Source organism: Rhodocista pekingensis, assembly GCF_042665545.1.
Classification (GTDB): Bacteria; Pseudomonadota; Alphaproteobacteria; order Azospirillales; family Azospirillaceae; genus Rhodocista; species Rhodocista pekingensis.
The window spans coordinates 82,067-96,363 of sequence record NZ_JBHTCM010000025.1; the positions used below are offsets into that span (position 1 = coordinate 82,067).

Below are 14,297 nucleotides of genomic sequence, written 5' to 3' on the forward strand. Positions count from 1 at the left end.
TCTCCGTACCGTCGTCAGGGATGCCCGGCCGGGTCGAGCGGACCGTAGGGCGGCTGCGTCACCGCCGGCAGGCGGGCGGCATCCCGGGCGAGAAGGGTTTCCGCGTAGACCCAGTCGTAGTCGTCGTTCACGTCCAGCCCCTCCTGTCCCTCGGTCAGGAAGGGGACGATGGTACTGCCGGCGATGGTGCCGCCCTCCAGGGCCACCCGGCTCCAGGCGATCTCCAGGCTGGCGTTCTGCACATGGACGGTGGGCAGGGCGGCGTACTGGCTGCTGTGCCAGGGCTGCTCCTCCGGCGTCAGCGGCAGCAGCGGCAGCAGGCGGTCGCCGCGGATGACCCACATCTTACCGGGATGCTGTCTGCATTTCTCCACGGCCCGCAGGCTGTCCACCCCGGCCTGGGAGCGGAAGCGGTCCCAGGCGCGCCGGATCGTGCCGGGCAGGCGGAAGGGGCTGGTCGGGCGCAGGATGCTGAAGCAGTCGAAGGTGCGGCCTCCGTCCCGCAGCCGCTCCAGCGTATGGCGGACCCATTCAATGTCGGGCGAGCGGTCGCCGGCGATTGCCGGCGGGCGGAGGAACGGGACCTCCGCCCCGTAATGGCGGGCGATGTCGGCATAGTGCGCATCGTCGGTGGAGACGATGACGGCGTCGAACACGCCGCTGTCGCGCGCTGCGGCGATGCTGTAGGCGATCAGCGGGTGGCCCCCCAGCAGCCGGATGTTCTTGTGTGGCACGCGCTTGGAGCCCGAGCGCGCCGGGATGAGCGCGACGACGCTGGGGCCGGCGGGATCGGCGGGGCTCATAGCCTGTCCTGATCGACGACGAGGGAGATGGTCTTCAGCTCGCTGTACACGTCCAGCGCCTCCGTCCCCGGCTCGCGGCTGCCGTTGCCGGACAGGCCGAAGCCGCCGAAGGGCATCTGCGGTTCGCTGCCGAAGGTGCCGATGTTGGCGTTGGCGACGCCGGCGCGCACCCGCTGGCAGAAGGCGAGCGCCCGGTCCAGGCTGCGCGTGTGGATGGCGGCGGTGAGGCCGTAGGCCGTGCGGTTCGCCAGATCCAGTGCCTCCTGGAAATCCGCGACACGGTAGAGCGCCGTGATCGGGCCGAACAGCTCGCAGTCCGACAGGGGATGCTCCGGGGCCAGCCCCTCCAGCACGGTCGGGGCGAGATAGCAGCCGGCGGCGTGGCCGGGCCCGGTCAGGCGGTGCCCGCCGGTCAGCACCCGCGCTCCCGCCTGCCTGGCTTCATCCAGGCGTGCCAGCATGGTGGCGAGCTGACGTGCATTGATGACAGGGCCGAGATCGTCCGCATCCGTGACGCCCAGGCGCAGGGACCCTGCCCGCGCGACGAAGCGGTCGCGGAAAGCCTCGTACACCCCGTCCATGACGATCAGGCGGCTGCCGGCGGCGCAGCGCTGGCCGGCATTGCTGAAGGCGGACAGCGCGGCCCAGTGGACGGCCTTGTCCAGATCGGCGTCGTCGCAGACGACAAAGGCGTTCTTGCCGCCCAGCTCCAGCGAGACGCGGGCCAGCCGCCGCCCCGCGGCTTCCGCGATCCAGCGCCCGACGGCGGTGGAGCCGGTGAAGCTGATGACGCCGACATCGGGATGCCCGACCAGGGCCGCCCCGGCCTCGGCCCCCAGCCCCTGCACCACGTTCAGCACGTCCGGCGGCAGGCCCGCCGCCTCGGCGATCCGGGCGATCCGCAGGGCCAGCAGGGGCGCGTCCTCCGACGCCTTCAGCACCGCGGCATTGCCGCAGAGCAGGGCGGGAAACACCTTCCAGGCGATGTTGGCGATCGGGGTGTTGGCCGGAACGATCAGGCCGGCGACGCCGATCGGCTGCCGCACCGTGCCCGAATAGCGCCCGGGCATGGCGCTGGAGAGGGTGCGGCCATAGAGGCGCAGCCCTTCCCCCGCCCAGAAATCGCCCTGGAGCAGGGCGCCGGCCGTCTCCCCCCGGGCGTCCTTGGGCGGCTTGCCGGTCTCCAGCGCCACCAGATCGGCCAGATCGTCCCGCGCGTCCCGCAGGGCCGCCACCACGCCGCGCAGGATGTCGCCGCGCCGGACCGGCGTCAGCGCCGCCCAGGCCGGCTGGGCGGCGGCGGCGGCGGCCACCGCGGTGCCGACATCGGCCGCCGTGGAGAGTGCGAAACGCGACAGCAGCCGCCCGTCGTGCGGGGCCAGCTTGTCGCCCCAGCGATCCGCCTGCGGCGGGTGGGCGGCACCGGCGTACCAGTTGGGAACCAGTTCTGGGTGTTCGACGGAGGACATGGGCAACCGGAAAGACCATGCGGGACCGGGATGGCGGCAGTGTGGGCAAACCCGCCCGCAAAGGCAATCACGGTCCCGGACAGGCTACTCCCCCCGATGTCACGGCGCCATTCGTCTCTTCTCTCTCCGGGAGCGAGGCATTACCCTGCATCGCGGTGCGATCCAGCTTCCGGAGATGTCCGATCATGACCCAGGCCCAACCCTCGCCCAGCACGGCGGTGCCGAAGGAGGCCCAGGATCTGCATCGGAAGAACATGAAGTTCTTCGGTGACCTGGGCGTTCCGCTGCACGATTTCCTGAAGCGGCACCGGCCGCAGTCCGAGCTGGTCTGGTTTCCCGACGGGGAGGTCAATCTGCGCACGCCGCAGGGGCTGTTCTACCTGACCGGGGCCCGCGCGGAAGCCGAGGCACAGGTGGCAGCGGCGATCCGGGCGCCGGTCCGGATGTCCTTCGCGCGGCCGGCGATGCCGACGGAGCGCGACCGGGAAACCTCCCGCGAGGCGCAGGCGAAGGCGGAGTCCGATCCCTGGCCGACGACGCGGTATGACGACAAGGCTGTCGATTTCCAGGAGATCGACATGCTGGTCGAGCTTGCCGACGAGCTGGACCGTCAGGGAATCGAACTTTCCCAGCACCCGACCGCCACGACGCCCTATTTCGTGACGCTGTTCGGGCTCGGGCTGGGACTGACGCTGAAGCCGATCATCGAGCATTACCGGCCGCGGGTCACGCTGATCTGCGAATGCGACCTGGATCTGATCCTGGCCTCCACCTACCTGATCGACTGGCCGGGGCTCTTCGATCTGGTCGGGACCTGGGGGGGCAAGTTCGAGCTGTGCCTCGAATCGACCGCGCAGGGCATCGACAGCTACCTGACCGACCTGTTCGATTCCGAATGCAGCCTGGGCCTGGACAACATGATCTCGGTCGTCCACCGGCCCTGCCTGCCGGCGATCAAGGTCGCCGCCGGCGAGTTCCAGAGCGAGAAGTCGGCCCACCATGCCGGTTTCAAGGGCTTCGCCACCGACGAGTACAACATGCTCAAGAACTCCTTCCGCAATCTGCGGACGGGGAACAAGCGCGTGCTGAACGTCGTGCAGAAGAAGACCGACCTGCCGGTGATCGTCACCGGCAGCGGGCCGTCCATCGAAGGGCTGATCGATTTCATCCGCTGGGCCAAGGACCGGGCGATCCTGATTTCCAGCGGGTCATCGCTGGCGATTCTGCTGCGCAACAGCATCGTGCCGGACATCCACTGCAATCTGGAGCGGGCCGGCAGCATTCTGACCCGGCACCAGGAACTGGCCGAGAGCTTCGATCTTTCGTCGATCTATGCCGTGATGCCGACCTCGATCTGGCCCGGGGTGGACAGCTATTTCCGCGATACGGTCTATTTCTTCCGTCAGGTGATGAGCCCGCTCGCCGTCTTCGGCGACCGGGGCGAGGAAATTCTGCTGATGGAGGGGCCGCAGGTCACCAACACGGCGATCTCCATCGGTGCTCATCTGGGGGCCAGGAAGGTCCTGCTCTGCGGTGTCGATCTGGGGGCTGTGAACCCGCGCGTGCAGCCCCGCGCGGCACAGGCCTGGCAGGGGCAGCGGCCGCGGCATCTGACGATCCCGGTCCGGGGCAATTTCGGCCGCACGGTCTTCACCGACATGGCCCTGGTCCGGCAGCGGGTGAATGTCGAGGCCCAGATCCGGTATTTCGATCTGGAGGTTCTCAATCTCAGCAACGGGGTCGCCATCGAAGGCGCCCGGCCGGCCCGCGCCCAGGATGTGGTGCTGGACGAGCCGAGGATCGACAAGGCCGCCCATGTGCGCGAGTTGATCGAGCAGTTCCCGCACTATCCGCGCGAGCGGTTCGTCTCGGCGTGGCGCGGTGCGCCGCTGCGGGAGAACATCGCCACGACAATGGGCGAGCTGATCGCCGTGCTGGAGCGTGCGGACGACTGGGACAACGAGGTGCTGCACCGGATCGAGCAGGCGGTCCGGCTGAGCGGGCGCCATATCCGCGATCAGTTCACGGCGCGGCTACTGCGCGGGACCGTGCATCGGATGGCGCTGGTGACCAACCTCGTGTTCAACCGGCTGCCGGACGGGGCCGATCGCGTCGGGCTGTTCACGCAGGTCCGCGATATCCTGATCCATGCCTTCCGCAAGCTGGAGGCGGAGGCCTACGGGCTGGTGGACGAGTTGGAGGCGGAGGACGGCGCCCTCTACGACTGAGAGGGCGGTGCCGCCCCTTTCCGGGTGCGGGAGCTGTCCGGACGATCGGAGACGCCCCGCGGGCACTGCACCGGAATGGGGGCAGAGCCCTGCTGACCCGATGGCCAGGGGCGCCCGATGAGTGCGCCGGACTGCGAACGGAGGATGGTCCCGTGGGGGGCGTGGGGGAACGTTCCGCGGCCGAGCGATGCGGCCTATGCCAGGATCGAGACCTTCCGGCCGAGCAGAGAGGTCAGACCGCCACCGCCGCCGCCAAGGATCTGCAAGGCAACATTTGAACTGGCTGACGTGGATTCCGTCGCGCTCACCTGGGTCAGGAAGCGCTGTGTGAACTTCTCGACGTAGCCCGGATCCTTGAACTTCGTCAGATCCAGCTTCTTCTCCAGATAGCGCTTCTGCTGGTCGAAATCCTGCATCGCAAAGCTGTCCGGCAGGTTGAGGCCCTTGCGGACGACGTAGCTCAGCGCCTTGTCGGCCAGGATCTGGGAGACGCTGGTGACGTTGGCGATGTTGCGCTTGAAGTACAGTGCCTCACGCAGGCCCGTATTCCCCTCACCAACGGATTTCTCGAAGGTGTTGGTGACGTAGGTGTTGATCAGGCCGTTGACGAAGGACGCGTTCTGGAAAGCTTCCGGAATCTTGCCGGAGAGGCTGGTCGCCAGCTTGGTGTAGCGGGGATCGACCAGACGGTTGGCGAGCGCCTTGTCCTCCGTGGGATCTTCCGTCAGGAGCTTACGCAGGATGCCGGTCTTGCCGATCTCCGACTCCAACTGGAAGGAGGTCAGCACGAACTCCAGCGCCCGGCGGTCCTTGAGGAGAGCTTCCGGGCTGTCGATCTTCGCAATGCGGGCCTTGAAGTCGTTGATGGTCTTTTCGACCGTCTTCTGGTCCCGGTAGCGCGTGACGGCTGTATCACCCTGCTTCTTCAGGATGTTGTAGGTGACCGTCGCTCCGAGACCTTCGTACATGGCATCACACCGCTGTCTGGATCGGCCCCGCACCCTCCGGCGTCGCCGTCGGACTCTGGGATGCCGACCGCCGGATCTGGTCAGAAATACCGCCGGCGATTTCCGTGTTCACGTCGATCAACGGATCGACGGGGATATCCTCTTCCATGGCCCGCAGGCTGTAGCGCATCGACCACATGCCCAGGGTGATCAGGCGCCCCTTCAACTCGTCGGGGAGCGGATTTTCCGGGGTTGCCAAGTCGCTGACCAAGGTCAGCCAGAGCTGGTGATTCCTGTGAAGTGCCCGGATGCGCGCCGTCGGATCGGATGACGTACCGGCCTGCCGAAGTCCCTGGGTCACGAAACCGAAGGCACGAAGCTCAAGGGACTGCGGGGTTTCCTGCGTGGCGGCGCGCTGCTGGTAGCTAGAGATGCTCATCACCAACTCCTCGGTCCTGTCAGACCGAGCTTAGCGCAAATGTGCTAACGAAATCGATAGCGAAGGGAAAAAGAAAGGAGGCGGCGGCGATGCCGCCGCCTCCCCCGGACTTTACCGGAACAGACCCAGGAGAGCCTGCGGCTGCTGGTTCGCAATGGACAGCGACTGGATGGCCAGCTGCTGCCTCGTCTGCAAGGCCTGCAAACGCGCACTCTCGTCGGCCATGTCCGCATCCACCAGGGCACCCAGACCTTCGTTCAGGGTATCCGACAGGGTCTTGGTGAACTCCTGCAAGCCGGAAACCTGACGCTGGATGGCGCCGATGGTGGCCAGCTTCTGACCGGCCAGGGTGATCGCCGAGTCCACCGTGGCGATCGCGCTCGACTTCACGTCCTTGTACTGCTCCGCCGCGGCCGTGTTGGTCGTCTCGCCCGAGCCGGACGATTCGGCGTCAACCGCCGTCGCGCCCAGGATCTGGACGTAGAAGGCGTCCGACCGTGCCGCCGCCGCCGGCGCCGAAGCCGTCGCGGCCTGGTTGGCCGAGTAGACCTTGTTCGTCGCGTCATAGGTCAGACCGGCGGTGGTGCCGGCGGCAGAACCGCGGATACCGTCCGAGGTCAGGCTGATGTTGCCAGCGGCAGCGCCGAAGACATCCACCGAGCCATCCTTGTTGACGCGAGCGCCGAGGCCGTTGGCGCGGAGCGTGGAGGCCAGCTTGTCCTTGATCTCGGACTGGGTGGTCAGGCCGTTGATGTTCACGGCGACACTGGTCGCAGACGCGAGAGCCTCATCGTTCGTGAACTCGAAGGTCTTGCCACCGACCTCGATCCGTGACGCGGACGTGAGGGTGACGCCTTCCAGATTGAAGCGGACGCCGCCGGCATCCACGTCCAGGCTGGACAGGCCGAGATCCTTGGAGGTGAACTGCTGGTTGGAGATGCTGATCGAGCGGCCGGAGATGTCCGTCAGGAAGGTCAGCTCGGTATCGACGATGTCGCCGCCCGTCTCGCTCTTCATGAGGTTGACGCCCATGTAGGTCGAGGAGGAGGCGTAGGTGTCGATCAGCGACAGGGCGCGCGACACCTGGGTGTTCAGGGCGTCCTTGTCGAGGCCCTGCTGCTGGCCCTGCGTGATGGTCTTCTTGAGCTCGTTCAGCTCGTTCGAGATGCTCGACGCCGCCTTGCTGGCGGTGCCCAGAACGGCGGAACCGAAGGCGAGGCCTTCCTGCACGGCCTTAAGGCCGGAGACGTTGCCGCGGATGCCCTGGGCGATCGAGAACACGGCGGGATCGTCAGACGCCTTGTTGACCTTCAGGCCGGACTCGATACGGCCCTGGGTGGTCTTGAGGTCGCGGTCGATGGTGAACAGCGACCGGATGGCAGCCTGCGCGCCGGAATTGGTGACGATAGAATTGGCCACGGTTTTTCTCCTGATCTAATGGCCGCATTTGCGGCACCGGAAAGATTGCACGGATTTCCCGGAAGGGCAAGGGAAAACGAGGTACTTACTACCGGTAAGGATAGGGTCGTTCCCCACCGGTGTCAGGTCAGGTAGTCCAGGATCGAGGTCTTGTTGAGCGACGCAATGGTCCGGTAGCCGGCCTGGAGCTGGGTTTCCGCCAGGTTCAGCCGGGTGGCCACCGTTGCGATGTCGGCGTCCTCGATCTCGCCGACATTGGTGTTGACGATGCCGAGCACGGCCTTGTGCTTCACCTCGAGCTGGTCGAGGTTGCGGCGCACCGCGCCGACCGAGGCGACGGCGGTGTTCAGATCCTTGCTGCCGGCCTGGAGCATGTCGCGGGCGCTGTGCAGGGCATCGTAATAGCGGGACCGGATGTCGGGGTCGTCGGGCCGCTCCAGGTTGGCGACCATGGCCAGACCCTGGATGATGTTCCGGAAGTAGCTGGCGTCGGCGCGCACCCCGTAGGTCACGTCCAGATTGTCGTCCACCCGCGCCACCATGGGCGCATTGGCGTAGCGCAGGGTCGACGAATAGAGCGTCCCCACCCCGTCCATGCCGGGTTCGTAGGCGAGCGCCGGGTCGCGGACGACGCGCTGCATGGCCAGATTGAGCTGCTCGATATCCGAGGGCACCCGGGTCAGGCTGGCGCCGGGGCCGGCGCCGGACGCCGTGGCAGTGGCGAAGTCCTTCGGCACCTGGATGCGCAGCATGGCGCGGCTGTTCGCCGCGGCGTCCAGATCCTCGTCCAGCACGACGTAGGAGCTGAAGGCCGGATCGGCCTGGATCTGCGCCCGCAGGTCGGTGACGATCTCCTCCGTCGTGTCGATGCCGCCGCCGACCACCGTGGTCGTGAAGGTCGTGCCGTTCAGGGTCACCGAATAGGTATCGCCCGCAGCGGGGGGCGGCGTGCCGGTCACGTCGAAGACGAAGGCGCCACCCTCCGGCCCGACCCCGTTGAACACGAAGAGGGAGTCCGCCGGCGTCGGGCCGGTGCCCAGGGCATCGTCAGCGTCGCCGATTGTGGTGCCGTCCCCGTCGAAGTCCAGGCGCGTGGCCGCGCCGGCCGGGGCGTTCAGGTAGGTCGAGTAGAACCGGTCATAGGTGTCGATGAGGCCGGTCAGGTCGTTGACCGGGGGGGTCGTCTCGTCGCTGGCGGCGAAGACATAGCGTCCCTCCACCTTGGTGTTCAGCAGCGAGGCGATCTGTTCCAGGGCCTGGCGGGCGTTGTCGCGCACGACGGTCGGATCGCTGATCGTCGTTCCGTCCAGCTTGTTGAGGTCGGAGATCACCGAGGTGACGAGCGTCCCGACCCGCTGCATGGCGGTGTCCAGCACCTCCGTCCTGGCCTGCACGAGGTCGATGTTGCGCTGGTAGCTGGTGATGCGCGAGGCCGTCTCGCGCAGGTTCACCGAGCGCGCCGCGTCGATGCCGAGTCCGCTGAAGACATCGGTCTTGTAGCCGGTGGAAAGCTGCCGCTGGAGGTCTGTCTCCTGCTGCTTCACCAGCCCGGTGTCGCGCAGAATCCGCGTGTACTGCGTGAGCGTGGCGATGGAGGACATGGTTCGATCTCCTTGAGCCTCAGCCGGCGATCCGGAACAGGGAATCGTACATCTGCTCGACGGTGGTGATGACGCGGGACGAGGCCGCGTAACTGCGTTGCAGCACGGTCAGCATCACCACCTCCTCGTCCAGATTGACCCCGGTCTTGTCGGAGTAGCGGAAATCCAGCTCTTCCTTCAGGGCCGTGGCTTCGGTGGCACGGGCCTTGGCCTGTCCGGCCTCGCTTGACTGCTTGACCAGGACGGACTGGGCGAAGTCGATCAAGGCGACGTTGGCTGGAATTGAACTGGTCAGATTCCGCCGGGGGTTGGCGCCCAGCCCTTGCGTGTTGAAGGCGATGTGATTGCTGCCCCCCACCGTCGTCGTGCCGAAGACATGGTCCACGACATTCTTGAGGAAGATCGTGGAGCCGGCGATCGGGTCGGGCGGCGAGGAGCCGCTGGCCGGCGGCACCTTGGGGGCGCCGTCGTCGCCGTAGCGGACCAGTTCGGCATTTTCCATGACGGCCTGCCCCACCCGGATGCGGGAGGCAAAGCCGACATAGAGAATAGGTGGGGCATAATCCACTGGCCCCGACACGTCGCCGGGAATGGAGACGCCGTCGGTATCGGTGAACAGGGTCAGCCCGGGCGCGCCATCGTCAGGCGTCGTCTTGCCCTTGAAGCGCACGGCGACCATGTGGGCCAGCTCGTCCAACTCCGCCTGCATGCGCGGCAGGATATCGTCACGCAGTTCCAGCAGTCCGCCCAGGCGTCCCCCGCGCAGGTCCTGGGTGACGTCAACCCCTGTGTTCGGATCGCCCAGCCGGATCGGGGCGATCCCACCGGCACCCGAAGGATCATAATAACTGCTCGCGGCGATCCGCGACGGGGAGGTGGACAGGTAGTTCGGCACGCGGTCCAGCAGGGTGGCGCCGCCGCGAGTCATCAGCAGCATCGTGCCGTCGGCCCGTTCCAGGGCAACCACGTCCACAAGTTTCGCCAGGTCACGGATCTTCAGATCGCGGCGGTCCTGTAGATCTGCCGTCCCCTGCTGGGTTCCCTGGGTCTGGAAGATCTGCCGGTCCAGTTGTGCGATATCGGTCAGAAGCCCGTTGACGGTGTCGATGGTATCGACGATCGCATTCTGCGTCTCCGACCGCTTGTCGATGATCGCGTTGGCGACGGTGTTCATGGAGGTCGCGAAGACCTTGGCTGAGTTGACGACGTCGGCTTGCAGCTCCACCGACTCCGGCTTCGCCGCCAGGCTGATGAAATCGTCGCGCAGATCGGCCAGACGGGCGCTGATCGATGTCTGAGATTCCGGGCTCCCCTGGAGCTTCTCGATCGAGGAGAGAGTGGTAGAGACGGTCTCCAGATGCGCTGCCTGGCTTTCCCGTTGCAAGAGTTCGCGGTAAAGCGCCTGGTCGAAGGTCCGCTGGACCTGGCCGGTCCGGACGCCCCCAGTGGTGGGGGTGAGGACCTGAGCCTCCTGGGTGACGAACTTGCGGGTGTACCCAGGCGTCTGGATGTTCGACGTGTTCTGAGACACGGTCGCGATATTGTTCTGCGTCGCCCGTAGGCCGCTGATCGCAGAAGATATGGCAACGCTCAGGGACATGCCGCTGGTTCCTCTTTCTCCGGGGAGGAATAAGCAAGGCATGTGCCAGAAGGGAGATGGCGGAATTCCTGGGGACTGACGGCGGTTCCGGCGACAGCGGAACCGGGAGACCGGCAATCCGTGCCGGGGCGGCCGGCAGGAACTGCCGGGTGTCCGGAAAACGGCCGACCTGCCGCCCTTTCTTCGCACCCGCGACCTTGGGGATGCACCAGCGGGCCGGGCTGGTGTAAGCTCCGCCGCCGGCCCGGTACCCGCAGGGGTGCCGCCCAGGCCGGACCACCGATTGAACCAGGGGAGTCTGTTCGTCAATGCCGCTGAAGCTGCGCTTGAAAGCCGGCGAGCACCTTGTCGTCAACGGTGCCCTGATCAAGGCCGAGACCTCCGCGACGCTGGTTCTCATGAACCATGCCCGGTTCATGCGGGACCGGCAGATCATGCGTCCGGAGGAGGCCGACAGCCCGGCCCGCCGCATCTACTTCTCGGTGCAGAACACCTATCTGGCCGCTGAGGATGAACGCCCGGCCATGCTGGCCCTCCAGCGGGATCTGGTCCGGGATTTCCATGACGCGACCCGCAACGCTGCGATCCGGGAGAAGCTGGACGAGCTGAACCGCCACATCGACGCGGAGGATTACTATCCCGCCCTTCAGCTCGCCCGCGACGTCATCACTTACGAGGATATCGTTCTCGGCCGCGGCTCGGCCTCTACCGAGCGGGTCCCGGCTGGCGGCGAGATGACGGAGTGAGGAGGTGCTTCGGTTCGCGGATGTCCGCGATGGCGCTTCCGGCACCTCACGGAAGCGAACGGCAGGACAGGCGACTGTCGCCGGATTTCTGAACAAGAGCAGGAACAGAGAAAGCCGGACAGGCCGACACCCCTTCCGCTGCCGTATCTTCCAGCGACTGTTTCGGAGAGACAGCACCGGAGAAGCCGTATTCTTCAGTGTCGGCCGTTCTTTCCGGAAGCCAATGACGCCCGTTCGTGCGACCCCACAGTATCGCAGTCAGGCATCGTAACGGTCAGGCATCGACCTCAGTCGATCCCGGCGGGGCAGCACCTGCCGGACCGGCGGTGGCGTCGCTTCCATTGCCGGTCGTTCCGGCGACGGCACGGGGCGCAGCGGCTGGAGAGGTGGAGAGGCCCCCGGGCTGACCGGCTGGTTGAGTCCCGATGCTGCCCGTCTCCGGAGTGCTGCCGGTGCGCTGAGATGTTGCTGTCGATGATGACGGGCCGCTTGTCGCTGTGGCTGCCAGTTTTTCGGCGGCGGTGCGCAGTTCCTCGTCCCGGGTGATGCGGGCGGCCCGCTCATAGGCGTCGAGCTGGGCCTGGGTCGGGATGCTGCGTTGAAGCTCCCCGTTCTTCAGGTCCCGGAACTCGATCACCACGACATTGGCATCGGAGTCGAAGCGGAGTTTCGGGTTGAAGTAGATCGCCGGTTCGATCGGCTGGAGGCCGGTGGTGTCGGCGGAATCCGTCCCCGTCCGCGCCGCCGATGGCGGCAGCGGGTCAGATGCCCGCACGGCAGAGATTACGGATCCGACCATCATGGCAAGTCTACCTCCATCCTCAGAGTAGCGGAGAGGTGGCGACTTGTCCAGCAAGTAAATTTAAGGTTTCAGACAAGCTAATCTGCTGCTCTCGTTCCCGAGGATTCCAGGACCCCGCGGGAACCGGTGCGGCCGGAGCGCCTTTTTCGGGCGCCTCCGGCCGCGGGGTGGGAGTTCAGCGGAACCCGCCGCGGATCAGCGGCCCAGGTTCAGCACCTCGACCAGCATGTCGTTGGCGGAGGTGACAACGCGGGTGTTGGCGCTGTAGGCCCGCTGGGTGACGATCAGCTTCGTGAACTCGTCGGCGATGTCGACGTTCGATCCCTCGATGCTGCTGACCACCAGGTTGCCGGCGCCGTTCTCGCCCGCCCCGCTGGCCCGCACGGCGCCGCTGTCGGTCGTGGCGACGTAGGCGTTGCCGTCGGTCTTCTGCATGCCGTTCGGGTTCGAGACCTGGAAGACCGGGATCTGCGCCAGGACGCGGCTGCGGCCGTTGTCGTAGTTGGCTACCACCTCGCCCGATGCCAGGATCGTCAGATCGCGGAAGGCGCCACGGGTGAAGCCGTCCTGGGTCAGGTTGAAGGTCTCGATGTTCTCACCGGCGAACTGGGTCAGACCGTTCACGCTCGACCCGAACTTGCCGATGTTGAGCTTGATCTCCTGGGGGCCGTTCCCATAGTCCACGGTGAAGGTGATGTAGGCATCATCACCCTCCGCCTGTGTTGCAGAGACCTGGGCGTTACCGGAGCCGACGTTGGTCGAGGTCAGGCTCTTCAGGACGCCGCCTTCGCCGAACTCCACGGACACATGGGCCGGGGTCTGGCCGCCCGTGGTGGTGTAGGCGCCCATGCCGTTGTTGGCGGCAACCGGAGCGGTGAAGTCCTTCCGGGTCAGCATCAGACCGGCGCCGCTGACGGTCGCGGTGTACGGGCTGTCATTGTTCGAGTTGATTTTCGAAGCCAATCTGGTGGCGATGGTCTTCAGGTCGGGCTCGGTACCGTCAGTGATGTAACTGACCGATTCAGTGCCGCCGCCGAACGGAATAGTGAATTCGTCGCCCACATCGCCCGCGATGCCGCTCAGCGGGAGAAACACCTGCTGCTTGACGCCCGGCACGCCCGGGGTGGTCGGTGTGGCGGCGGCGGCATCGTAGCTGGCCTTGAAGGTGAACTGCGTGCCCTCGGTCGGTCCGGTCACGGTGATTGCCGATGTCGCGGGATCGATCGCAAATGTATAATTGGTAAAACTACCGTCGGCATAGATCTTGTTCACCAACTGCCCCGCTATCGACGCGTTGGTGTCATAGCTCTGCGCCTTGTAAGTGAAAGTCTTGTTGTTGATCGTGATGCTGTAATCCGTTCCGGACGTCGGGGCGCCCGCGAAGGCCGCGGTGCTGACCTGCTGCACAGGCGTCGTTGAGGGGATGATCTGGACCTCGGGGCCGATCGACTGGGTATTGCCGGTGGAGAGCAGGTCACCCACGGGCTGCAACGAACTTCCGGGCGCTTCGACGTCCAGGCGCCAGTTGTTATCGCCCTGCTTGCGCCAGTTGAGATTGACGGTGCGCGTCTCGCCGTTGCGGTCGATGATGCTGATCTCCGAGGTCGGCAGCGGCTGTTCGGGGTTCGGCGTCAGCGGCAGGTTTGCCGTGAGATTGATGTTCGTCGTCGCCGTCGGATTGTCGATGAGCTGCTGCACCCGGATCGGCTGCGGCGTGCCGCGCTCGACGACGTTGGTGCCGGACCGCAGGCCCCAGCCGTTCAGATAATAGCCGGCGCTGTTCCGCAGATAGCCGTTCTTGTCGAGCGAGAAGTCGCCGGCGCGGGTGAAGTAGGCCTGGCTCTGGAAGTTCACGGTTCCGGACACCTCCTCGCCTCGGCTGACCTGGAAGAAGCCGCCGCCGGAGATCGCCATGTTCGTGGCGAACTGGGTCTGCGAGACGTTGCCCTGGATGTTGTTCGTGTAGCTGGGGCGCGCCCTGACGCCGCCCGGGCTGTGGACGGACGAATTGGACTGCGTGATCAGGTTCTGGAAGCTGGTCTCCACCCGCTTGTACCCGATGGTCTGCGAGTTGGCGATGTTGTCGGAAATGTGGCCCAGCGACCGGCTCTGAGCGGTCAAACCGCCGACGGCAGTCGTCATCGCGCCGAACACGCTCATCTTCTGTCTCCCATGCTTGAACAGCGTCTGCCTGCCATCAGCAACCGGCGTGCCACAGGCGGAACCGAGGGATTCCCTTGCGT

The 14,297-nt window shown here is 66.1% G+C and carries 11 protein-coding genes; 2 read left to right on the forward strand and 9 right to left on the reverse strand.

Features of this window, described 5'->3' with window-relative positions:
- Positions 1–14: 14 nt before the first annotated feature.
- Both ACFQPS_RS17675 and ACFQPS_RS17680 read right to left on the reverse strand, forming a co-directional pair.
- Positions 15–803, reverse strand: a complete 789-nt coding sequence (locus ACFQPS_RS17675) for an acylneuraminate cytidylyltransferase family protein (RefSeq protein ID WP_377360539.1) — start codon at positions 801–803, stop codon at positions 15–17.
- A complete protein-coding gene (locus tag ACFQPS_RS17680; RefSeq protein ID WP_377360540.1) occupies positions 800–2,272 on the reverse strand; it encodes an aldehyde dehydrogenase family protein in 1,473 nt (490 codons plus the stop codon). Before ACFQPS_RS17680 ends, ACFQPS_RS17675 begins: the two co-directional genes overlap by 4 nt.
- Before the next feature lie 185 nt (positions 2,273–2,457).
- On the opposite strand from ACFQPS_RS17680, the gene ACFQPS_RS17685 reads away from it, so the two are divergent.
- Positions 2,458–4,500, forward strand: a complete 2,043-nt coding sequence (locus ACFQPS_RS17685) for a 6-hydroxymethylpterin diphosphokinase MptE-like protein (protein WP_377360541.1) — start codon at positions 2,458–2,460, stop codon at positions 4,498–4,500.
- Positions 4,501–4,694: 194 nt separating this feature from the next.
- Here ACFQPS_RS17685 and ACFQPS_RS17690 read toward each other — a convergent pair whose 3' ends face one another.
- From ACFQPS_RS17690 to flgK, 5 genes are all read right to left on the reverse strand, one after another.
- Positions 4,695–5,468, reverse strand: coding sequence for a DUF1217 domain-containing protein (locus ACFQPS_RS17690; RefSeq protein WP_377360542.1), 774 nt, complete (start codon positions 5,466–5,468; stop codon positions 4,695–4,697).
- A 4-nt stretch (positions 5,469–5,472) separates the two neighbouring features.
- Positions 5,473–5,886 (reverse strand): flagellar biosynthesis regulator FlaF, encoded by a 414-nt coding sequence (locus tag ACFQPS_RS17695; RefSeq protein ID WP_377360543.1) that lies wholly within the window; start codon positions 5,884–5,886, stop codon positions 5,473–5,475.
- A gap of 111 nt (positions 5,887–5,997) precedes the next feature.
- Complete coding sequence (locus tag ACFQPS_RS17700; RefSeq protein ID WP_377360544.1) at positions 5,998–7,305, reverse strand: flagellin; 1,308 nt, start codon at positions 7,303–7,305, stop codon at positions 5,998–6,000.
- A 122-nt stretch (positions 7,306–7,427) separates the two neighbouring features.
- Positions 7,428–8,906, reverse strand: coding sequence for a flagellin N-terminal helical domain-containing protein (locus tag ACFQPS_RS17705; RefSeq protein WP_377360545.1), 1,479 nt, complete (start codon positions 8,904–8,906; stop codon positions 7,428–7,430).
- Between the two features lie 19 nt (positions 8,907–8,925).
- Complete coding sequence (flgK, locus tag ACFQPS_RS17710) at positions 8,926–10,548, reverse strand: flagellar hook-associated protein FlgK (RefSeq protein ID WP_377360546.1); 1,623 nt, start codon at positions 10,546–10,548, stop codon at positions 8,926–8,928.
- 266 nt (positions 10,549–10,814) lie between these two features.
- On the opposite strand from flgK, the gene ACFQPS_RS17715 reads away from it, so the two are divergent.
- Positions 10,815–11,252: a flagellar biosynthesis repressor FlbT gene (locus ACFQPS_RS17715; RefSeq protein ID WP_377360547.1), complete on the forward strand. Its 438-nt coding sequence runs from the start codon at positions 10,815–10,817 to the stop codon at positions 11,250–11,252.
- Positions 11,253–11,526: 274 nt separating this feature from the next.
- Here the strand turns inward: ACFQPS_RS17715 and ACFQPS_RS17720 are convergent, their stop codons facing one another.
- Both ACFQPS_RS17720 and ACFQPS_RS17725 read right to left on the reverse strand, forming a co-directional pair.
- Entirely contained in the window at positions 11,527–12,054 is a 528-nt protein-coding gene (locus tag ACFQPS_RS17720; RefSeq protein ID WP_377360548.1) for a hypothetical protein, read from the reverse strand.
- A 195-nt stretch (positions 12,055–12,249) separates the two neighbouring features.
- Entirely contained in the window at positions 12,250–14,214 is a 1,965-nt protein-coding gene (locus tag ACFQPS_RS17725; protein WP_377360549.1) for a flagellar hook-basal body complex protein, read from the reverse strand.
- Between the last annotated feature and the right edge of the window lie 83 nt (positions 14,215–14,297).